This window comes from Nocardioides aestuarii, assembly GCF_039527245.1.
Taxonomy (GTDB): Bacteria; Actinomycetota; Actinomycetes; order Propionibacteriales; family Nocardioidaceae; genus Nocardioides; species Nocardioides aestuarii.
Genome location: NZ_BAAAJT010000002.1, coordinates 609,882 through 631,151, shown reverse-complemented (window position 1 = coordinate 631,151; position 21,270 = coordinate 609,882). Strand labels below are relative to the sequence as shown.

Genomic DNA, 21,270 nt, shown 5'->3' with positions numbered 1-21,270 from the left:
GCGGGGCCGGGGCGTCTCCCTGGTGTCGTGACCGTCGCGCCGGACGAGGAGTGATCGTGGGACGCATCGCCGTGGGGACAGCACTGACCGGCCTGCTGCTGGTGACGACCGCGTGTGGGATCGAGACGGGACCTGCCGCGTCCGAGACGGTCCCGATCACCCCGCGCGCGATCGCCGCGATCGCGATCGACCACGTCGGCGCCGACACCTCCGAGCGCGGCGCGACCTACACCGACGAGGACTCCCCGCCCGGATGGCTGGGGGCCGACCTGCGCTACCGCCCCTCGCCGGGTGACGACGGCGACCTGGTGCGGGTCGTGGTGGCCCCCGGGGAGCCCGCGCAGGACCCCTGCGTCCACGCCGAGTGCGCGGAGCTCGACACCGACGTCGCGGGAGCCCGGCTGGTGCTGCGCTGGGAGGAGCTCGTCCCCGAGGAGGATCCCGGCGTGGTCATGGTCGTGATGCTGCGCGACGACGAGTACTCCTTCGCCCTCCAGGCCGGCCCGGCGATCACGGACGACCCCCGCCAGCTCGACCTTCCGGAGAGCGTCGAGGACATGGTGGCCGTCGTCGAGGACCCGCGGCTGCGGCTGGAGACCACCGCCGACGCCGTCACGGCAGGAGGGGACCTCGCCGACTGGGAGGGCGAGGACCCCGAGCCGAGCGGCCCGCCGGCGACCGGCCGCGCCGACCTGACCGACCGGGCCGTCGCCGTCGTCGTCGACGAGCGCCTCCCCGGAGCCGTGGCTGCCCGCCCACCCGAGTCGGACTGGGGCGAGGTGGTCGGCAGCGAGCTGGAGTACGAGGGCGCCCCCGGCGTACGGGTGACGGTCGCGGCCGTGGGCACCGGCGACCCGTGTCGCCCGGCCCGGTGCCGTGAGCGGCGTACGGACGTGCCCGGTGCCGCCCTCCTGGCCGGCCGGGACGAGTCGGGCCGGGTGCTCGTCCTCCGCCTCCCGGAGCAGGTGGTCGTCCTGCGTCAGGTCGGCGACGTCTTCACCGAGGCGCAGCTCGCAGCCGTGGTCGAGGACCCGCGGCTGCGGCTGCGCACCCGTGCCGCCCTCGTCCAGGAGGGGGAGGCGCTGGCGATCTGGGAGGGCTGAGCCGTCAGTGGACGCCGACGCCCTCCGGGGCCTCGTCGGAGGCGAGCTCCTCGTGCTTGACGTCGAGGAAGAGCCAGACCAGGACGGACGCGCCGACCATCATCAGGCTGCCGACCAGGAACGCCATGGTCGCGCCCTCGGTGAAGGCACCCAGCCCGGCGAGCTGGCCCACGGTCTGCTGGAACTGCTCGGCCGGCATCCCCTGGTCGAGCCCCGCGGCCGTGGCGGCCTGCGCGACGCCCGGGGCGAGCTCGTCGGCCCGGCTCTGGCTGAAGTGGAGCGCCACCGTGCTCAGGGTGGCGAGGCCGAGGGCGCCGCCGACCTGCTGCATCGTGTTGAGGACGCCCGAGCCGATGCCGGAGTCCTCGCGGCGGAGCCGGTGGACGGCGACGAGCGTCAGCGGGACGAAGTTCAGGCCCATGCCGAAGGCCATCAGCACCACGAACGGCAGGATGTGGGTCCAGTAGCTGACGTCGGCGCCGAGCGGGACGCCCTGGCCGCCCATGTCCGCCGGCAGCGAGGCGAGGATCGAGGCACCGTCCTCGGGCACCGTGATCCGGTGGAAGCCGTAGAGAGCGGAGGCCGACAGCAGCGTGCCGATCCCGGAGAGGAACCGCGGGTCGACCCGGCCGATCAGCTTCGAGGCCGCCGTCGCCGAGATGATCATCGCGACGGAGAACGGCAGGAACGCGAAGCCGGTCTTGAGCGGCGAGTAGCCGAGGACGAGCTGGACGGTGAGGCTGAGGAAGAAGAACATCGCGAACATCGCCGCCGGCGCGATCATCATGACCGCGAACGCGGTGGCGCGGTTCTTCGACAGCAGGATCCGGAAGGGCAGCAGCGGGTGCTCGACCCGCGACTCGATCAGCATGAAGACGCCGAGCAGCGCGACGCCGACGACCAGGCTGGTGAGCGTCCACCCGTCGGTCCAGCCGTAGCGCTCGTCGCCGGCGCGGGAGAGGCCGTAGACGATGGCGAGCAGGCCGCCGGTGCCGGTGATGGCGCCGGGCACGTCGAGCTGGCCGGTGTGCCGCTCGGACTCCGCGAAGACGCGGGGGGCGAAGAACGCCGCGCCCACGCCGATGGGGATCACGATGAGGAAGGTGTAGCGCCAGCCGGCGATGCCCAGCGGGCTGTCGAGGCCGGTGAGCCAGCCGCCGAGGACCAGGCCGACGGCTGCGCCCACGCCCGCCATCGAGGCGAAGACGGCGAAGGCGCGGTTGCGCTCCTTGCCGGCCGGGAAGGTGGTCGTGATGAGGGCGAGGGCCGCAGGGGACGCCATCGCGGCGCCGAGCCCCTGCACGCCCCGCGCGACGAGCAGGACGGCCTCGTTCTGCGCCGTGCCGCCGACGAGGGAGGCCGCGGCGAAGACCAGGACCCCGGTCATGAAGATCCGGCGACGGCCGTAGAGGTCGGCCAGGCGTCCGCCGAGCAGCAGGAAGCCGCCGAAGGTGAGGGCGTAGCCGGTGACGACCCACGACAGGTTGGCCTGCTCGATGTCGAGGTCGTTGCCGATGTAGGGGAGCGCGATGTTGGCGATGGTGGAGTCGAGCACCACCATCAGCTGGGCGAGCGAGAGCAGCACGAGCGCCCAGGTGAGGCGGCGGTGCTGGGCCGGGGTGACCTCCGGCGCGGGCTTGACGGTGTCGGACATGGATCCTTCTCGGGTGGTCTGGTGGTGCGGGACGCGCGTCAACGGCTGGTGACGGCGGGCAGGATGACCTGGTCGATGACGCGCTCGACGAGGGCGGGCGTGCCTTCCTCCCCGAGCAGGAAGATGCGGTGGAGCACGATCCCCGGCAGCGCGCCGGAGATGAGCTCGAGGTCGAGGTCGGGGCTGATCTCGCCCCGGGCCACGGCCCGGGCGAAGATCTCGCGGGAGCGGGCGATCTTGGGTCCGATGAACTCGCGGCGATAGGTGGCGGCGAACTCGGGGTCGCGGCCCATGGCGGTGACGACGGCGGCCTGGATGGCGACGGCGCGGGGGTCCTGGAGGCCCCCCATGCCGCAGTGTGCGGCGAGCAGGTCGCCGCGCAGGCTTCCGGTGTCGGGGACGGGCGGGTGCTCCTTGTGGGAGCAGATCGCCTCGACGACCAGCTCCGGCTTCGAGCTCCAGCGGCGGTAGAGCGTCGCCTTCGACGCCTTGGCCTCCGTGGCGACGGCGTCCATGGTCAGGCGGTCGTAGCCGGTGTCGGCCAGCACCGTGAGCGCGGCGTCGAGGATCTCGCGCTCCCGGTCACCCTCCACGCGGGGGCGGACGGCGGCGGCGTCGGGGACCACGGCGTACTCCTGTCGATGGAACGAAACGGTTTCGTTCCAAACGATAGAACGAAACGGTTTCGTTTCGCAAGCGAACAGCCAGTGAATTCGCCGAGGGCGGCCTCAGGCGTCGCGCAGGAGCGCCAACGCCGCGTCCGTGGCGGTGGTGTTCCAGGCCTCGATGCGGCGGAACATGTAGTGGCCGACCGGCCCCATGTCGACGAACGTGGCGTCGGCACCGGCGGCGCGGGCGCGCTCGACGAAGGCCCGGGTGGCGCGGGCCGAGGTGATCTTGTCGCGGCTGCCGTGGGCGGCGAGGAGGGTGCGGCCGGCGAGGGCGCGGACCGGCTCGTCGCGCGGGAACCAGGGGGCCAGGGCGACCACGCCACGCACCAGCGGGTCGTCGGCGACGTGGACGGCCGTGCGCGCGCCCATCGAGTGGCCGAGCAGCACCACGGGCAGGTCGCCGAGCTCGCGGCGTACCTCTGCCAGCGCCCAACGGGCGTCCTCGACCGGGGCCCCGGCGTTCCACCCGCGCCGGCGGTAGCGGAGGAGTCGTACGGCGGCACCGGCACCGTCGGCCCGCTCGGCCACCCGGCGGGCCATGGCGGCCGACCGGCGCCAGGACGCGCTCCGTCCGTCGACCACCTGCTGGCTGCGCTCCTTGCCCCCGTGGAGCATCAGCACGACGCCCGTGGGCGAGTCCGGGGAGGCGAAGGCGTCGAGACCGGGGGTGGGGTCGGTCGTCTCGGTCGAGGTCACGGATCGAGTCTCCACGACGGGTGTTCGGCGCCGCCGGAGTGGCGGATGGGGTGTCGGCGGCGTGCGGCAGGATGGGCGCCATGACGACGGGAGACGGGGAGCCGAAGGTCGCACCGGCTGAGGCCCGCGAACGCCACGGCGAGCTGGTCGAGCAGGTCGAGGACGCGCGCTGGCGCTACTACGTCCTCGACGACCCGACGCTCTCCGACGCCGACTTCGACGTGCGGATGCGCGAGCTCGAGGAGCTCGAGGAGCAGTTCCCCGAGCTCCGGACGCCCGACAGCCCGACCCAGAAGGTCGGGGGTGCGGTCTCGACCGAGTTCACCGCGGTCGACCACCTCCAGCCGATGCAGAGCCTCGACAACGCCTTCTCGGTCGAGGAGCTCCAGTCGTGGTACGCCCGTCTCGGCCGCGACGGGATCGAGCAGCCGCCGCTGCTGTGCGAGCTCAAGGTCGACGGCCTCGCCATCAACCTGCTCTACGAGCGGGGACGGCTGGTCCGTGCGCTGACCCGCGGTGACGGCCGCACCGGCGAGGACGTCACCCCCAACGTCAAGACCATCGACTCCGTGCCCCACAAGCTGACCGCGACCGACGAGTTCCCGGTCCCCGACCTCCTCGAGGTCCGCGGGGAGGTCTTCCTCCCCGTCGAGGCGTTCGAGCGGCTCAACGAGTCCATGACCGACGCCGGCAAGCCGGTCTTCGCCAACCCCCGCAACGCCGCGGCCGGGTCGCTGCGACAGAAGGACCCCCGCGTGACGGCCACCCGCGCGCTCGGGATGGTCTGCCACGGCGTGGGGGAGCGGAAGGGCTTCGAGCCGAAGGCCCAGTCCCACGCCTACGAGGCGCTCGCCGCGTGGGGCCTGCCGGTGTCCGAGGCGGTCAAGGTGCTGGCCACCCTCGAGGAGGTCGAGGCCTATATCGACGACGCCGGCGAGCGGCGTCACACGATCGTCCCCTACGAGATCGACGGCGTGGTCGTGAAGGTCGACGACGTCTCCCTGCAGCGGCGGCTCGGGTCCACCAGCAGGGCACCCCGCTGGGCGATCGCGTTCAAGTACCCACCCGAGGAGGTCAACGCCAAGCTGCTCTCGATCGAGGTCAACGTCGGCCGGACCGGGCGGGTGACGCCCTTCGGCGTGATGGAGCCGACCCGGGTGGCCGGCTCGACCGTCGAGAACGCGACGCTCCACAACGCCCACGAGGTCAAGCGCAAGGACGTCCGGCCCGGTGACACGGTCATCCTGCGCAAGGCCGGTGATGTGATCCCCGAGATCGTCGGACCGGTGCTGCCGCTACGCCCCGAGGGTCTCGAGCCGTGGGTGATGCCGACCGCGTGCCCCTCCTGCGGCACGACCCTGGCCGAGCAGAAGGAGGGCGACAAGGACCTGCGCTGCCCCAACCACGAGCAGTGCCCGGGCCAGGTCAGCGCCCGGCTCTCCTTCGTCGCCGGCCGCAGCGCGTTCGACATCGACCACCTCGGCTACGAGGGGGTCATGGCCCTGCTCGAGGCGGGGGTCGTGGTCAACGAGGGCGACGTCTTCGACCTCGACGAGGCCAAGCTGCTGCGGACCGACCTCTACACCCGCGCGGCGGGCAAGGCCGACGACGGCAGCACGACCAGGGACGGTCGGGTCCTCAGCGCCAACGGCCGGGCGCTGCTCGACAAGCTGGCCGATCGTCGCGACGTCCCGCTGTGGCGGGTGCTGGTCTCGCTGTCGATCCGCCACGTCGGTCCGACCGCGGCGCGGGCGCTCGCCCAGGAGTTCGGCTCGATGGCGGCGCTGCGCGAGGCGAGCGAGGAGCGGCTCGCGGCCGCGGAGGGCGTCGGGCCCACCATCGCCGCCGCGGTCATCGCGTGGTTCGAGGTGCCGTGGCACGTCGAGATCGTGGAGAAGTGGGCCGCCGCCGGGGTCTCGATGGAGGACGAGCGCGACGAGTCGGTCGCCCGCACCCTCGAGGGCCTCACGGTGGTGGTGACCGGCTCGCTCGAGGAGTTCAGCCGCGACTCCGCCAAGGAGGCGATCCTCAGCCGGGGAGGCAAGGCGGCGGGGTCGGTGTCGAAGAAGACCGACTACGTCGTGGTCGGCGAGAACGCGGGCTCCAAGGCCGAGAAGGCCGAGCAGCTCGGCCTACCGATCCTCGACGAGGCCGGCTTCAAGCAGCTGCTCGACGCCGGCCCCGACGGGATCTGATCCTCAGCTCTCGTAGGTCATGCCGCCCAGGCGGACGTCGGCGTTCGTTCCCGGTCCGCCGGGGGCCGGGCTGTCCGTGCAGTCGCCGGTGTCGGCCTCGCAGCGGGTCAGCGTGCCGCCGCCGACGCGGAACGGGTCGCCGTCGCTGGTCCAGCCCCACCCGTCGCTGCCGGCGAACTCCTGCACGGAGCCGGTGGAGACGTCGTAGACCTGCATCACGTCCTCCGCCCCGGGAGGGAGGTCCTGGCGCACCACGCGGAGGAAGCGTCCGTCGGGCGAGAGCATGCCGTAGGGGGCGGTGCCCGGCTCGACCTCGACGTCGAGCACCGGCTGGCCGGTGGCAGCGTCGAGGACGGACAAGGACTCCCCGTCCCCGGCGACCACGTGACCACCCCGCACGAGCTGCATGCCACCGTCGAGGCCCTCGGCGATCGAGGTCTCACCGGTCGCGAGGTCGACCACGGCGGTCTTGGTGCGGTAGCCGACGAACAACCGGTCGGCGTCGAGCGTGAGCGGCGGCACCTCCCAATAGCTGGGCGGGAGGTCGGGCAGTGGCACGGTCTGCACCACCTCGCCCGTCCCCGCGTCGCGGACGACCGCGACGAACCCGTCCCCCTCGGGCTCGGCGAGGACGTAGACGTCGCGCGCGGGGTCCGTGGCGGGTCCGACGCCCTCCGGGATCGTCCCGAGGTCCTCGGTGGATCCGTCCCATCGCACCAGCGTCAGCGACTCCGGTCCGGAGCCGTCCGAGGCACCGCCGTTCGGGTTGCTGCGCACGAGCACGCCGACCGACGTGTAGTGGAGCGAGTGGACGGTGTCCGGCACCTGTGCGACCCGGTCACCGACGTGGACGTCGGACCCCACGCCGTACGCGGCCGGTGCCGGGGTGGCGGCATCGGGCGACGTGGGCCCGACGTCGCGTGCCTCCGGACTGCCGCCGAGGAGCCCGACACCGACGCTCGTGACGACGACGGCCGCCACGGTCGCGACCACCGCGCCGGTGACCCGGCGCCGCTGGCGGATCCTGCGGCCCGCTCCGATCACCGAGGCGGCGTCGGGCGGGGGCGGCACGAGGCCGGTGGCCTCGTCGTGGAGCAGCTGCGTGAGTCGTTCGGTCATGAGGGGCTCCCGGTGGTGAACGGGACGACGGAGTCGCCGAGGTGGGTGCGGAGCACGGCGAGCGCGTCGTAGGTCTGCGACTTCACGGTGCCTTCGGAGCAGGAGAGGGCGCGGGCGGTCTCGGCGACCGACAGGTCCTCGTAGTAGCGCAGCACGACCACCGCGCGCTGCCGGGGCGCGAGCCGGGCCAGTGCGGCGAGCACGGTCGGTCGCAGGGTGGGGTCGGACGGCTCGACGGGTGTCTCGGCGGTCTGTTCGGTGGGAAGCTCCCGGCGCCACGACTTCCTGCGGATCCACTCCGCGGCCGTGTTGTGCAGCGTCGTCCGGGCGTAGGCGGGGGCAGCGGCCACCTCTCGGACCTTCCCCCACGACGCGTAGGTACGCGCCAGGGCGGTCTGGACGAGGTCCTCGGCCAGTCCGTGGTCGCCCAGGATCAGGTAGGCCGTGCGGTACAGCGAACCCCAGGTGCCGTGCACGAGCTCGGTGAACTCGGCATCGGTGGGTGGTCGGGTCATCCGGCTCCTCCTCGAGACAGGGTGTCACCCCACAAGATGCGGGCAGGAGCGCCGGCGGTTGGGTCTAGCCCCGCACCGCCTCCACGACCAGGTCGGCGACGGCCCGCTGACCGGCCGGCAACGGGTGGAAGGGGATCGCACCGCTCGGGTCGGAGCCGGCGCCGTTGACCCACGGGTCGTCGCTGCAGAGCTCGTGGCCGCGCGAGGCGCGTGCGAGGTCGACGTACGTCACCCCCGCCTCGGCCGCCGCACCGGCGACCGTGTCGACGAGGGCCTGGTTCGCCTGGCGTGCGACCGAGCGGGCCGCGGGGTCGTCGGGAAGGCCCTCGCAGGTCCCGCGCTTCGGAACGATCTGCGGATAGCCGACCACCACGACCTCGGCGTCGGGGGCGCGGCGACGCACGTCGTCGACGGCCGCGACCAACCGGTCCTGCACGCCGGTGAGGCTCTCGACCAGCGGCGCCACCTCGCACGGCGCGTCGTCGGCGGAGGCGCCCAGCCCCAGGCAGCCGGTCAGCAGCCGGACGAAGAAGCCGTCGTCGTTGCCGCCCAGCGAGAGCGTCACCAGGTCCGTACGCCGGTCGAGCGCGCCGGCCTGGGGCGGGATCCGGCCGCCGCCGAGCTCCTGGGCCGACGTGACGGAGGCGGTGTCGGCGCCGACGCAGCTGCGGTCGTCGAGCCGGACCCGGAACCGCGAGCCGAGGTCGTCCGCGACGAGCGAGGGGTAGTTCTCCTCCGAGCGCAGGCAGGGCAGCGACGACCCCGGCAGTCCGGGGGCCGCGGTGAAGGAGTCCCCGATCGCCACGTAGTCCAGGCGGGGGCCGGTGGGCGCCTCGGCGGTGGCCGACGTCGTCGGTGCGGCCGGTGCCCGCGCGGGGTCCGGCGCGGCACTGCCGGCGGAGCAGGCGGTCAGCAGACCGGCCAGCGCCGCGACGACGAGGAGGCGAGGGGTCACCCGTCCACGGTGGCAGCCCCCACCAAGCGGCGGCTCAGGCCAGCAGCGCGTTCGTCGCCGGGAAGTCGGCGAGCCGGGAGCGCAGCCCGGCCCACACCTCGTCGGTGACACCGGCCGGCGCGCCGCGCCGGACCATCACGCCGTCGAGCCAGGCCCGGGCCGCCGCCGGGACCGTCGGGTCGTCGGTGAGCACGCCGCCGGCCATCGAGGCGACCAGGTGGGGCGTGTAGGTCGCGAGGACGATCCGCCAGTGGTCGAGGCCTCTGTCGTCGTCCGGCATGGTCACCGGGCCGACGACCTGCTCCAGCACCTCGCGGGAGAGGTCCTCGGCCAGCTGTTCCAGGCGTGCGACCTCCTCGTGGACCAGCCCCGGCTGCGGCACGACCGCGTGGGGGAGGCTGGCGGGCAGGTCGTCGAGCAACGCCCTCGCGGCCGCCGGCGTGGCGGCGTAGGCGCTCGCGCCGAGGCGGGTGGCGCGCAGCCCGCCGCTGTCGAAGGCAGCGCCTCCGACGACGACCGGCACGCCGGAGTGGGCCACGGCGTTCACGAAGCGCGCGACGCGCGTGAGCGAGGAGGAGAGGGAGGCGCTGATCATCACCGCGGTGGGCTGGACCTCGTCGATGCGGCGCAGGAGCTGGTCGGAGCTCGCGTCGGGCCCGACGTACTCGGCCGGCCAGCCCCACGACCGCAGCGAGGCGGTCACGACCAGGGCGGCGAGGCTGTGGGTCTCGTGCTCCGCGCAGGCCACCACGATGGGTCGCCGGCCGGTGCCCGGCGGCGGGACCTCGTCCATCAGGCGGCGGACGACCTCCTCGGAGATCGCCGTCGCGGCGTGCTCCTGGCTGACCGACCACTCGCCGGCCGCCCAGGTGTCGCCGATGCGCTGCTGGACGTGGACGACGATGCCCTCGAGCGCGTCGGGCAGCGGCACGCCCATGTCGACCATGCGTCGCACGACCTGGTAGGCGCCCTCGCCGTCCTGGCGCACGAGCGTCGACCAGTAGTGGTCGGCCGCCGGGATCATCATCGGAGCGGGCATCGGATCAGCCTAGGCAAGATCGGGTACGCCGCGCCCCACCCGCACGGGTGCATGTAACGCCGGGTTACAGCTTGTTCCCCCCAGGCTATTTCCCGGGTGGAACAAGCCACAACCCGGCGTTACAAGCAGCGGCCCGCCGGCTCAGCCGACCGCGCCGGTGCGGGCGAGGGCCTCCCACACGGCGTCGCGGCGACTCACGGCGTAGGACGCCGTGACGTGGTGGTCGTCGCGCCAGACGACCTGGTCGTCGACCACGGGAAGGCAGATCGGGGAGTCGGGGCACAGCGCCGGGTTGAGGTCGACCGGCTGCACCTCCGGCCCCTCGAGCGCGAGCCGGTGGACGAGCCGGTCGGTCGCGCTCAGGACGGTCTTCGCCGGGACCGAGCACTCGGCGGCGTCGGCGACGGTCGTGAGGCAGTCGGGCGGGTCGAAGGTCTCCGGCATGACCAGCCGGTCGACGACGAGGGTCCGCGGCACGACACGCGAGATGTCGCGCAGCGTCCTCCGGGTCTCGACCCGCGTCATCCTCGCCAGTGACATCTCGCGACCGTCGCGGCGTCGTACGAGGTCGGACCACTCGTCGGCGTCGTCCCGCGGCCGGGACATGATCACCACGACGTCCGGGTCGAGCTCGGGGAGGACGTCGGCGTACCAGTCGACGCGGGCGTCGACGCAGTTCTCCTTCTCCTCGTCGCTCGACTTGCGGTTGTAGAGGCCCTCCTGCCACAGGCACCCCTCGACGACGTTGAGCGACAGGGTGAGGTCGCGTTCCTCCGCGAGGTCGGTGAACATCGGGACCAGCGACTGCGCCTGGCTGTCCCCGATGAGCAGGACGTGCGGCCCGTCGCCCTCCACGACCGTGCACGCCGACGGGTCGTCGGCGGTGCACCAGCCGACGTCGCCGTAGTCGCCCACGACCTGCTCCCAGTCGACGTCGGCGGGGACCGCCACCGTCTCGGGTGCGGTGACCTGGCCCGTGCCGTCGACCTCGGCCAGCGGGGGCCGTCGGTCCTGGCCGAGCACCACCGGCACGACCGTGACGGCGACGATCGCCGAGAGGGCGACACCGGCGACGGCCGGGGTCCACGCGAACCGGTCGAGGTACGCCGAGCGCCGGATCGGCGTCTCGAGGACCTGGTAGGACAGTGCCGCGATGGCGGTGCTGATGGGCACCGCGATCGCGGCCACGACGACCGGGCGGGTCGTGACGGTCTCCTCGAGCAGCTTGATGACCGGCCAGTGCCACAGGTAGGTGCCGTATGAGATCTTTCCGAGGTAGACCGGGACCGGGTGGCTGAGCACCTTCGTCAGCCGGCCCTCCTCGGCGAGCACGACGCCGCAGACCAGGGCGCCGGCCGCGACGGTCGCGATCATCCCGCGCCACGAGGGCGACATCGGCACCAGACCGGTGCACAGCAGCAGGAAGACCGGGAGCGCGACCGCGGTCGCCGCCCCCCACCGGACATGGGCCATCCGGTGGCCGCGGCCGAAGACGAGCAGGGCCAGCAGCGAGCCGGCCAGCGGCTGGTAGATCCGGGCGTCGGTGCCGTAGTAGGCGTGGGTCGGGTCGGCCTGGGCCCAGTAGAGCTGGGCGGCGACGGACGCGAGCAGGATCGCCAGCAGCACACCTCCCGTCGTACGACGGCCGCGCTTCATCAGCAGCCAGAGCAGGACCGGGAAGACGACGTAGTACTGCTCCTCGATCGCGAGCGACCAGAAGTGGAGGAACGGGCTCTGCTCGGCGTCGGCGGCGAAGTAGTCGCCCGACTCGGCGAGGAAGTGCCAGTTCGCGACGTAGAGCAGCGCGTGCTGGGCGTCGGAGATCAGCGAGACCCGCTCGGTGACGGGCAGCACCAGCACGAAGGCGATGCAGGTGACGACGATGGCGACGAGGGCGGCGGGCAGCAGGCGGCGTACGCGACGGGCGTAGAAGGAGCCCAGCCGGAGCCGGTCGGTGCGGTCGATCTCGGACAGCAGGACGCCGGTGACCAGGAAGCCGGAGAGGACGAAGAAGAGGTCGACGCCGAGGAATCCGCCCGACGCCCACGGGTGACCGGTGTGGAAGAGGACCACCGCATAGACCGCCACCGTGCGCAGGCCGTCGAGGGCGGGGCGGTAGGACCAGGTCACGGCCGCGAGAATAGGCCCGACCACCGAGTGACGTCGCGTCGAGGACGCTCCATAGGATGGCGCCCATGCCTGAACCCTCCGGTGCGTCCATCACCCGGGAGCAGGTCGCCCACCTGGCCGACCTGGCCCGGATCGACCTCTCCGACGCCGAGCTCGACCACCTCGCCCCGCAGCTGAGCGTGATCCTGGAGTCGATCGCCTCGATCCAGGGTGTCGCGGGTGAGGACGTGCCGCCGACGTCCCACCCGGTGCCGCTCACCAACGTCTTCCGCGAGGACGTCGTCGTGCCCGGGCTGACCCCGGAGGAGGCGCTCTCCGGCGCCCCCGAGTCCGAGGAGCAGCGCTTCAGCGTCCCGCGGATCCTGGGGGAGGAGGCATGAGCCACCCGCGTACGACGGCCGCCTCGCTCGCCGACGACCTCGCCGCCGGCCGGGTGACCTCCGTCGAGGTCACCCAGAACCACCTCGACCGGATCGCCGAGGTCGACGACCGGGTCCACGCCTTCCTCCAGGTCGACACCGAGGGGGCGCTGGCCGAGGCGGCCGCCTCCGACGAGCGACGCGCCGCGGGCCGGCCGTTGTCCGCGCTCGACGGCGTGCCGATCGCGGTCAAGGACGTCCTCGCCACCCGCGGCCTGCCCACCACGTGCGGGTCGAAGATCCTCGAGGGCTGGGTGCCGCCGTACGACGCGACGGTGGTGCGCAAGCTGCGCGAGGCCGGGCTGCCGATCCTCGGCAAGACCAACATGGACGAGTTCGCGATGGGCTCCTCGACCGAGCACTCGGCCTACGGCCCGACCCACAACCCGTGGGACCTCGACCGGATTCCCGGCGGGTCCGGCGGCGGCTCCGCCGCGGCGGTGGCGTCCTACGAGGCCCCGCTCGCGCTCGGCACCGACACCGGCGGCTCGATCCGCCAGCCCGGTGCCGTGACCGGCACGGTCGGCGTGAAGCCGACCTACGGCGGCGTGAGCCGCTACGGCCTGGTCGCGCTGGCCAACTCCCTCGACCAGGTCGGTCCCGTGACCCGGACGGTCGAGGACGCCGCGCTGCTCCACGAGCTGATCGGCGGTCACGACCCGCTCGACTCCACCTCGATCGACGCCCCGGTCGGCGACCTCGTCGGCGCGGTGCGGGCCGGCCAGTCGGGCGACCTGTCCGGCGTGCGCATCGGCGTGGTGAAGGAGCTCGGCGGCGAGGGCTACCAGCCCGGCGTCCTCGCCCGCTTCCAGGAGTCGGTCGACCTGATGGTCGGGGCCGGTGCCGAGGTCGTCGAGGTGTCCTGCCCGAGCTTCGTCCACGCGCTCGCGACCTACTACCTGATCCTGCCCGCCGAGGCGTCGTCGAACCTCGCCAAGTTCGACGCGATGCGCTACGGCCTCCGCGTCGTGCCGGAGGGCAGCCCGAGCGCCGAGGAGGTCATGCGCGCCACCCGTGACGCCGGCTTCGGCGACGAGGTCAAGCGCCGGATCATCCTCGGCACCTACGCGCTGTCGAGCGGCTACTACGACGCCTACTACGGCCAGGCCCAGAAGGTCCGCACGCTCATCACGCGCGACTTCGACGCCGCCTTCGGCCAGGCCGACGTGCTGGTCTCGCCGACCGCGCCGACGACCGCGTTCAAGCTGGGCGAGAAGCTCGACGACCCGCTCGCGATGTACCTCAACGACCTCGCGACCATCCCTGCCAACCTCGCCGGCGTCCCCGGGATCTCCGTCCCGAGCGGCCTCGCCGACGAGGACGGGCTGCCGGCCGGTGTCCAGGTGCTCGCCCCGGCGCTGGCCGACGACCGGGTCTACCGCGTCGGCGCAGCGCTGGAGAAGCTGCTGACCGACCAGTGGGGCGGCCCGCTGCTCGACCGCGCGACCGGACTGGAGTCCTGAGATGACCGACCTGCTCTCCTACGACGACGCGCTGGCGGCGTACGACCCGGCGCTCGGGCTCGAGGTCCACGTCGAGCTCAACACCGCGACGAAGATGTTCTGCGGCTGCCCGGCCACCTTCGGCGGCGAGCCGAACAGCCAGGTCTGCCCGGTCTGCCTGGGCCTGCCCGGCGCGATGCCGGTCGTCAACCGGATCGGCGTCGAGTCGGCGATCCGGATCGGGCTCGCGCTCAACTGCTCGATCGCCGAGTGGTGCCGCTTCGCCCGGAAGAACTACTTCTACCCGGACATGCCGAAGAACTTCCAGACGTCCCAGTACGACGAGCCGATCGCGTTCGACGGCTGGATGGGCGTGGAGCTCGACGACGGTGAGACCGTCCGGGTCGAGATCGAGCGGGCCCACATGGAGGAGGACACCGGCAAGTCGCTCCACGTCGGCGGCTCCACCGGCCGGATCCACGGGGCGTCCCACTCGCTGGTCGACTACAACCGCGCCGGCATCCCCCTGATCGAGATCGTCACCAGGCCGATCACCGGCGTGGGGGAGCGGGCACCGGAGGTCGCCCGGGCCTACGTCCAGCAGCTGCGTGACCTGATCGTCGCCCTCGACGTCTCGGAGGCGCGGATGGACCAGGGCAACCTGCGCGCCGACGTGAACCTGTCGCTGGCGCCGAAGGGCTCCGGCACGCTCGGCACCCGCACCGAGACCAAGAACGTCAACTCGTTCCGCTCCGTGGAGCGGGCCGTGCGCTATGAGGTCCAGCGCCATGCGGCCGTCCTCTCCGGCGGCTCGTCGATCCTCCAGGAGACCCGCCACTGGCACGAGGACACCGGGATCACCACCTCGGGCCGCGAGAAGTCCGACGCCGAGGACTACCGCTACTTCCCCGAGCCCGACCTGGTGCCGGTCGCGCCCTCGCGCGAGTGGGTCGAGGAGCTGCGGGCGACGCTGCCGGAGAACCCGACCGCCAAGCGGGCGCGGCTCCAGGCCGCGTGGGGCTTCTCCGACCTCGAGATGCGCGACACCGTCGGTGCCGGCGCGCTCGGCCTGGTCGAGGAGACGATCGCCGCGGGCGTCGCGCCCCAGGCCGCGCGCAAGTGGTGGCTGGGCGAGCTGGCGCGGCGCGCCAACGACACCGGGGTCGACCTCGCCGACCTCGGCGTCACCCCGGCCCAGGTCGCCGAGGTGCAGGGCCTCGTCGACGCCGGCACCCTCAACGACAAGCTGGCCCGCCAGGTCTTCGACGGCCTGCTGGCCGGGGAGGGGACGCCGCAGCAGATCGTCGAGGGTCGCGGCCTCGCCATCGTCTCCGACGACGGTGCGCTCTCGACCGCCGTGGACAACGCGATCGCCGCCAACCCCGACGTGGCCGACAAGATTCGCGACGGCAAGGTCGCGGCCGCCGGCGCCCTCATCGGCGCGGTCATGAAGGAGATGCGCGGCCAGGCCGACGCCGCCCGGGTCCGCGAGCTGATCCTCGAGAAGCTCACCTGACCGGGCACTTCCCGGCCCTGTGAACCCGTCGACCGGGCACTGTCCGGCCCGCAAGGGCCGGGGAGTGCCCGGTCAGTGGTCTGGGTGGGTCACCGAGTGCCCGGTCGGCGGGTTAGGGTGAGGCTGCTCAACCACTCACATCCACATCACGCGTGTGGTCGGGGGAAGCCGGTCGAAGTCCGGCGCTGACCCGCAACCGTAGGTGGGAGCCCCGATCGGACCCTGGTCCGGCGAGGGTGACCACGAGCCGGAGCACCCGCCACTCGTCGTCCCAATGAACGCTGTCGAGGAAGAACGGCGGGGACCCAGCGAGCGCTGGTCCGCCGTGTGCAGCGGGAAGGACCCACCATGTCCACGTTCAGGCGCACGTTCCTGCGCCCGGTCGCCGTCGTCGCGGCCGGACTTGTCACCGCCACCATGCTCCAGGCGCCCGCCGGGGCGGCTCCCGTCGACGACGGGGCCACGTGGCTCACCACCCAGCTCGACGAGAACTCGGTCGTCTACAACGAGCAGTTCGGCGGCTTCGAGGACCTCGGCCTGACCATCGACGTCGGCCTGGCCCTGCAGCGCGTCGGCGGCCACGACTCCGACGTCGCGGCCGTCCGCGACGCGATGAGCACCCGCGTCGACGCCTACACGACCTTCGGCGACGACGTCTACGCCAACTCCGCGGCGAAGCTGATGACGTTCGCCCAGCGCACCGGGAACGGTGCCGGGAAGAAGTTCGGCGGCGTCAACCTGTTCCGGCGCCTCAACCGCCTGGTCCTGAAGGGCGACCGCCTCGCGGGCCGCATCGCCGACCGGTCGTCCACCGACTACGCCAACACGCTCGGTCAGGCCTTCGCGGCCGAGACCCTCGCGAAGGCCGGCTCGCGCAAGGCGGGCGACGTCCGGAGGTTCCTCCTGCAGCAGCAGTGCGGGCGCGGCTGGTTCCGCCTCGGCTTCTCGGGTCGCAAGGCGGCCGAGCAGGGGTGCCGCGGCAAGAAGGACCAGCCCGACACGGACGCGACCGTCTTCGCGATCGACGCGCTGCGTGCGCTGCCGAAGAAGAACAAGGTCACCCGGGCCGCGATCCGCGAGGGTCTCGACTGGCTCGAGCGCAGCCAGGCCGCGGACGGCGGCCACGGCGGTGGCGTGGCGACCGAGGCCGCCAACGCCAACAGCACCGGCCTCGCCGCGATGATCCTCGGCGACGCCGGGCGCTGCGACTCGGCCACCGACGCGGCCGCATGGGTGGCGGACCTCCAGGTCGCCGGTGACCAGGGCGGCACGCCGCTCGAGGGCGAGGAGGGAGCCGTCGCCTACGACGCGGCGGCCTACGCGGCGGGTCAGGCCGACGGCATCACGGTCGAGACCCGCGACCAGTGGCGTCGTACCAGCGCCCAGGCCGTCCCCGGGCTGCGGTACGTCGCCGGGTGCTGACCGTGCGTCCGCTCCTGCGCCCCGCTGCCGCGGCCCTCGTGGTCGCGGCAGCAGGGCTGGTCTGGACGCCGTCCCCGGCCGGCGCGGCCGCCTGCACCTCGCAGTCGGGCGTCACCGTCGTCGTCGACTTCAAGCAGCTCGGCGGCGGCATCGACCAGGCCTGCGTCTCCGACCAGGGCCAGGCCGACGACCTGTTCGTGGCTGCCGGCCACGCCCTGGAGAACGTCCAGGGCCAGGCCTTCGTGTGTCGTGTCGACGGTCTGCCGTCGGCCGACGACGAGTCGTGCGCGCGGACCCCGCCGGCGAACAAGTACTGGGGCCTGTGGTGGTCCGACGGCACCGACGGTGCCTGGACCTACTCCAGCCAGGGCGCCTACTCGCTCGATGTCCCCGACGGAGGTGCTGTCGCGTTCGCGTGGAACAACACCTCGACCGCGGCCAAGCCGGGCGTCGCCCCGCCGGACCACGACGGCAGCACCAGCTCCCCCGAGCCGAACAACCCCAAGCCCGGCGGCAACGGCGGCGGAGGCGGTGGTGGCCAGGGCGGCGGCACGTCGTCGGGCGACTCGACCGGCACGCCCTCGACGGCGCCGGCCGAGTCCCCGTCCGCCGACGGCGACCGGGAGCGGTCCCGTGACGGCGACGACACGAAGGCCGGCGACGCGAAGAAGAACGAGAAGAAGGACCGCGACGGCACCAGCAAGAAGCGTGACCGGGACGCCGACCCGACCGAGGAGCCGAGCGCCACGTCGAGCGCCGACGCCGACCAGGCTCCGGTGGCGGCCGAGCCGCCGGCCGACGCCGGCAGTGACGGACTGCCCGTGTGGGTGGGCCCGTCGGCGGCCGGTGGTGCGCTCGCGATCGCCGGGCTGGCGGCCTACCTGCGCCGCCGGGCCGCCTGACCGGTCGATGGTGCGTGGGACGGCGCGGCTGCCGAGGGACCTCCATCCCGTGGCCTGGTGGGCCTGGGCCCTGGGCCTGGCGGTCGCCGCGTCGTCCACCACCAACCCGCTGGTGCTGCTGATGGTCGTCGGGGTCGCCGCGACGGCGGTGGCCCTGCGACGCTCCGACCAGCCGTGGGCCGACTCGTTCCGGCTCTACGTCGTCCTCGGGGTCGTGATCGTCGTCGTCCGCGTCGCCTTCCGGCTGCTGCTCGGCACCGGGGTGCCCGGCACGGTCCTGATCGCCCTCCCGGAGATCCAGCTCCCCGAGTTCGCTGCCGGCATCGTGCTGCTCGGGCCGATCACGCGGGAGTCGCTCCTCGCCGGCCTCTACGACGGGCTGCGGCTCGCCGCGATCGTCATCAGCGTCGGCGCGGCCAACGCCCTGGCCAACCCCAAGCGGCTGCTGCGCTCGGTCCCGCCGGCGCTCTACGAGGTCGGCACCGCCCTCGTCGTCGCGGTCACGATGCTGCCGCAGTTCGCCGACAGCGCCCGGCGCGTGCGCGCCGCGCAGTCGCTGCGTGGCGGCGACACGGGCCGGGTCCGCGGGCTGCGCCGCTTCCTGGTGCCGGTCCTCGAGGACGCGCTGGAGCGCTCCCTCGCGATGGCTGCGGGCATGGACGCCCGTGGCTACGGCCGCGCCGGCTCCGCCGGCCGGGTCCAGCGCACCCGGACCGGCGCGCTCATGCTGCTCGGTCTGATGGGGGTCTGCGTCGGCACCTACGCCGTCCTCGACCCGACCGCGCCCCGCTGGCTGGCCCTGCCGATGCTGCTCGGCGGCCTGGCGGTCGCCTGCCTGGGCCTGGTCAGCGCCGGCTCGCGCGTCCAGCGCACCCGCTACCGCCCCGACCGGTGGCAGTGGCCGGAGCTCGTGGTCGTCGCCGGTGGCCTCGTGGCGGCGTACGCCGGGTGGCGGGTCGCCCACGACCGGCTGACGCTCGCCTACCCGCCGCTCGACGCCGTCCCGCAGGTGAGTGCCCTGACCCTCGTCGCCCTGGCGCTCGCCCTCGGCGCCGCGCTGTGCGCCCCCGACCAGCGGCGGGCGGTGGGCGCGTGATCGAGCTGCGCGGGGTCACCTTCCGCTATGACCTCACGACCGTCCTCGACGCCGTCGACCTCGACCTCGAGGAGGGCGAGCTGGTCGTGGTCGCGGGCCGCACCGGCGTCGGGAAGTCCACGCTGCTCGGCGTCGTCACGGGACTGGTGCCGCGCTTCACCGGCGGTGAGCTGATCGGCTCGGTGCTGCTCGACGGCACCGACATCACGCGGACGCCGCCGCGGGAGCGCGCCGACCGGGTCGGCTACGTCGGGCAGGACCCGGCCGCGGGCTTCGTCACCGACACCGTCGAGGAGGAGCTCGCCTACGGGATGGAGCAGCTCGGCCTCCCGCCCGACACCATGCGGCGCCGGGTCGAGGAGACGCTCGACCTGCTCGGCATCGCCGACCTGCGCGCCCGCGACCTCCGGACCCTGTCGGGCGGACAGCAGCAGCGGGTCGCGATCGGGTCGGTGCTCACGATGCACCCCCGGGTGCTCGTCCTGGACGAGCCGACCTCCGCGCTCGACCCGACCGCCGCCGAGGAGGTGCTGGCGACCCTCACCCGGCTGGTCCACGACCTCGGCCTCACCGTCCTGGTCGCCGAGCACCGGCTCGAGCGCGTGCTGCCGTTCGCCGACCGGGTCTGCCGGCTCACCGGCGACGGAGGCCTCGTCGTGGGGGACCCCGCGTCGGTGCTGGCCGACGCACCCGTCGTACCGCCGATCGTCGAGCTGGGCCGCGCCCTCGGCTGGTCGCCGCTGCCGCTGGCCGTGCGCGAGGCCCGCCGCGCCGCCCGGGGCCTCGACCTCGCGCCGCCCACCGACGCCGCGTCGGCCGCAGGGGACGAGCGGGTCGTCGCCTCCGGTCTCACCGTGCGCCACGGCACGACCGTGGCCGTGCGCGAGGTCGACCTCCGGTTGCGCGCCGGGACGGTGACCGCGCTCATGGGCCGCAACGGCTGCGGCAAGTCGAGCCTGCTCTGGACCCTCCACGGCCGGGAGCGGTACGCCGGCCGGCTGGCCGTCGACGGCAGCGATCCCGCGACGCTCGACGCGACGGGTCGTCGTGGGCTCGCGGGCCTGGTGCCGCAGGTGCCGTCGGACCTGCTCTACCTCGAGACCGTGGCCGAGGAGTGCGCCGCCGGTGACGGCGGCGACGGGCGCTGCCGCGCCCTGCTGGACCGGCTGGCCCCCGGCATCCCCGACGACGTGCACCCGCGCGACCTCTCCGAGGGCCAGCGGCTCTCCCTCGCCCTGGCGCTCGTGCTGGTCGGCGCCCCGGGCCTGCTGCTCCTCGACGAGCCGACCCGGGGCCTCGACTACCCCGGCAAGGCCGCGCTCGCTGCCGTGCTGCGCGAGCTCGCCGACGACGGCCTGGCCGTGCTGGTGGCGACCCACGACGTCGAGTTCGTCGCCCAGGCCGCCGACCGGGCGCTGGTCATGGCGGAGGGCGAGCTGGTCTCCAGCGGACCGGTGCGCGAGGTCCTCGCCCAGTCGCCGGCCTTCGCCCCCCAGGTCACCAAGGTGCTCGGCCCGCCCTGGCTGACCGTGGACGACGTGGTGGGGGCCCGATGAGCAGTCCGGCTGCCGTCCGGCTGACGCCGCGCTCCGCGCTGGTGCTGGGCCTCGCGTCGTTCGCGGGCCTGATGATGTTGTGCTGGCCGCTGCTGCTCCAGGCCTCGCCCGGCCAGCGGATCGACCCGCCCTTCCTCTTCCTCGCGCTGCTGCCGCTCGTCGTGATGGTGGTCCTCGCCGAGATCAGCGAGGGCGGCCTCGACCCGCGGGTGCTCGCGATCCTCGGGGTGCTGAGCGCGGTCAACGCCGTGCTGCGCGCGCTCTCGCCCGGCCTGGCCGGAGTCGAGCTGACCTTCTTCATGCTGGTCCTCGCCGGCCGCGTCTTCGGTCCGGGCTTCGGCTTCGTGCTGGGCTGCACGTCACTGTTCGCGTCGGCGTTGCTCACCGCAGGGGTGGGGCCGTGGCTGCCCTTCCAGATGCTCGTCTCGGCGTGGGTCGGCATGGGTGCCGGCCTGCTGCCGCGACGACTGACGGGTCGGGCGGAGATCGTCGTGCTCTGCGTCTACGGCGTCGTGGCGGCGTACGCCTTCGGGATCCTGATGAACCTCTCCGGCTGGCCCTTCGTCGCTGGCATCGCCGTCCCTGGCGAGGAGCGGTCGCTGTCCTACGTCCCCGGGGCGCCGCTGATGGAGAACCTCCACCGGTTCGGCCTCTACACGCTGCTGACCTCGACCGGCGGCTGGGACACCGTCCGCGCCGTCACCAACGCCGTCGCCATCGCCGCGCTCGGCCCGGCGGTGCTCACGACGCTGCGCCGCGCCTCCCGCCGCGCCCTGGTCCGCCCCGCCGACGGTTGAGTGGTGGGGTTGTGACCGTCGAGTCGCGGGACTGTGACGTCCC

General features: G+C 73.5%; 18 protein-coding genes and 1 riboswitch. Of the genes, 10 read left to right on the top strand and 8 right to left on the bottom strand.

The annotated features are described in order from the left end of the window. The first annotated feature begins 56 nt into the window (after window positions 1-56). A complete protein-coding gene (locus ABD091_RS03160) occupies window positions 57-1,103 on the top strand; it encodes a hypothetical protein (protein WP_343915693.1) in 1,047 nt (348 codons plus the stop codon). 4 nt (window positions 1,104-1,107) lie between these two features. On the opposite strand, the gene ABD091_RS03155 is transcribed toward ABD091_RS03160, so the two are convergent. The 3 genes from ABD091_RS03155 to ABD091_RS03145 form a co-directional block, all read right to left on the bottom strand. Then, window positions 1,108-2,757: an MFS transporter gene (locus tag ABD091_RS03155; RefSeq protein ID WP_343915692.1), complete on the bottom strand. Its 1,650-nt coding sequence runs from the start codon at window positions 2,755-2,757 to the stop codon at window positions 1,108-1,110. Between the two features lie 38 nt (window positions 2,758-2,795). Beyond that, window positions 2,796-3,383, bottom strand: a complete 588-nt coding sequence (locus tag ABD091_RS03150) for a TetR/AcrR family transcriptional regulator (RefSeq protein ID WP_343915691.1) — start codon at window positions 3,381-3,383, stop codon at window positions 2,796-2,798. Between the two features lie 102 nt (window positions 3,384-3,485). After that, a complete protein-coding gene (locus ABD091_RS03145) occupies window positions 3,486-4,124 on the bottom strand; it encodes an alpha/beta hydrolase (protein WP_343915690.1) in 639 nt (212 codons plus the stop codon). A gap of 80 nt (window positions 4,125-4,204) precedes the next feature. Between ABD091_RS03145 and ligA the strand changes: the two genes are divergently transcribed. Further along, window positions 4,205-6,319: an NAD-dependent DNA ligase LigA gene (gene ligA / locus ABD091_RS03140; protein WP_343915689.1), complete on the top strand. Its 2,115-nt coding sequence runs from the start codon at window positions 4,205-4,207 to the stop codon at window positions 6,317-6,319. A 3-nt stretch (window positions 6,320-6,322) separates the two neighbouring features. On the opposite strand, the gene ABD091_RS03135 is transcribed toward ligA, so the two are convergent. The 5 genes from ABD091_RS03135 to ABD091_RS03115 form a co-directional block, all read right to left on the bottom strand. After that, window positions 6,323-7,438, bottom strand: a complete 1,116-nt coding sequence (locus ABD091_RS03135) for a YncE family protein (protein WP_343915688.1) — start codon at window positions 7,436-7,438, stop codon at window positions 6,323-6,325. Continuing rightward, a complete protein-coding gene (locus ABD091_RS03130) occupies window positions 7,435-7,953 on the bottom strand; it encodes a SigE family RNA polymerase sigma factor (RefSeq protein WP_343915687.1) in 519 nt (172 codons plus the stop codon). The genes ABD091_RS03135 and ABD091_RS03130 overlap by 4 nt, the downstream gene beginning before the upstream one ends. A 64-nt stretch (window positions 7,954-8,017) precedes the next feature. Then, window positions 8,018-8,908, bottom strand: a complete 891-nt coding sequence (locus ABD091_RS03125; protein WP_343915686.1) for an SGNH/GDSL hydrolase family protein — start codon at window positions 8,906-8,908, stop codon at window positions 8,018-8,020. 34 nt (window positions 8,909-8,942) lie between these two features. Further along, window positions 8,943-9,947, bottom strand: coding sequence for a cobalamin B12-binding domain-containing protein (locus ABD091_RS03120; RefSeq protein WP_343915684.1), 1,005 nt, complete (start codon window positions 9,945-9,947; stop codon window positions 8,943-8,945). A gap of 141 nt (window positions 9,948-10,088) precedes the next feature. Further along, window positions 10,089-12,077: an acyltransferase family protein gene (locus ABD091_RS03115; protein WP_343915683.1), complete on the bottom strand. Its 1,989-nt coding sequence runs from the start codon at window positions 12,075-12,077 to the stop codon at window positions 10,089-10,091. 65 nt (window positions 12,078-12,142) lie between these two features. Between ABD091_RS03115 and gatC the strand changes: the two genes are divergently transcribed. The 8 genes from gatC to ABD091_RS03075 all read left to right on the top strand — a co-directional run bounded on the left by gatC (window position 12,143) and on the right by ABD091_RS03075 (window position 21,227). After that, entirely contained in the window at window positions 12,143-12,457 is a 315-nt protein-coding gene (gene gatC, locus ABD091_RS03110) for an Asp-tRNA(Asn)/Glu-tRNA(Gln) amidotransferase subunit GatC (RefSeq protein WP_343915682.1), read from the top strand. Next, window positions 12,454-13,959, top strand: a complete 1,506-nt coding sequence (gatA, locus tag ABD091_RS03105) for an Asp-tRNA(Asn)/Glu-tRNA(Gln) amidotransferase subunit GatA (RefSeq protein WP_343915681.1) — start codon at window positions 12,454-12,456, stop codon at window positions 13,957-13,959. The genes gatC and gatA overlap by 4 nt, the downstream gene beginning before the upstream one ends. A gap of 1 nt (window position 13,960) precedes the next feature. Beyond that, complete coding sequence (gene gatB, locus ABD091_RS03100; RefSeq protein WP_343915680.1) at window positions 13,961-15,454, top strand: Asp-tRNA(Asn)/Glu-tRNA(Gln) amidotransferase subunit GatB; 1,494 nt, start codon at window positions 13,961-13,963, stop codon at window positions 15,452-15,454. A gap of 138 nt (window positions 15,455-15,592) precedes the next feature. Next, window positions 15,593-15,732: riboswitch (cobalamin riboswitch) on the top strand. Between the two features lie 70 nt (window positions 15,733-15,802). After that, on the top strand, window positions 15,803-16,876 hold the full coding sequence (locus ABD091_RS03095) for a hypothetical protein (RefSeq protein ID WP_343915679.1): 1,074 nt from the start codon (window positions 15,803-15,805) through the stop codon (window positions 16,874-16,876). A gap of 2 nt (window positions 16,877-16,878) precedes the next feature. Beyond that, on the top strand, window positions 16,879-17,778 hold the full coding sequence (locus ABD091_RS03090; protein WP_343915678.1) for a prolipoprotein diacylglyceryl transferase: 900 nt from the start codon (window positions 16,879-16,881) through the stop codon (window positions 17,776-17,778). 7 nt (window positions 17,779-17,785) lie between these two features. Beyond that, on the top strand, window positions 17,786-18,874 hold the full coding sequence (locus tag ABD091_RS03085; protein ID WP_343915676.1) for an energy-coupling factor transporter transmembrane component T: 1,089 nt from the start codon (window positions 17,786-17,788) through the stop codon (window positions 18,872-18,874). Continuing rightward, window positions 18,871-20,430, top strand: a complete 1,560-nt coding sequence (locus ABD091_RS03080; RefSeq protein WP_343915675.1) for an ABC transporter ATP-binding protein — start codon at window positions 18,871-18,873, stop codon at window positions 20,428-20,430. Before ABD091_RS03085 ends, ABD091_RS03080 begins: the two co-directional genes overlap by 4 nt. Further along, on the top strand, window positions 20,427-21,227 hold the full coding sequence (locus ABD091_RS03075) for an ECF transporter S component (RefSeq protein ID WP_343915674.1): 801 nt from the start codon (window positions 20,427-20,429) through the stop codon (window positions 21,225-21,227). The genes ABD091_RS03080 and ABD091_RS03075 overlap by 4 nt, the downstream gene beginning before the upstream one ends. Window positions 21,228-21,270: the final 43 nt, after the last annotated feature.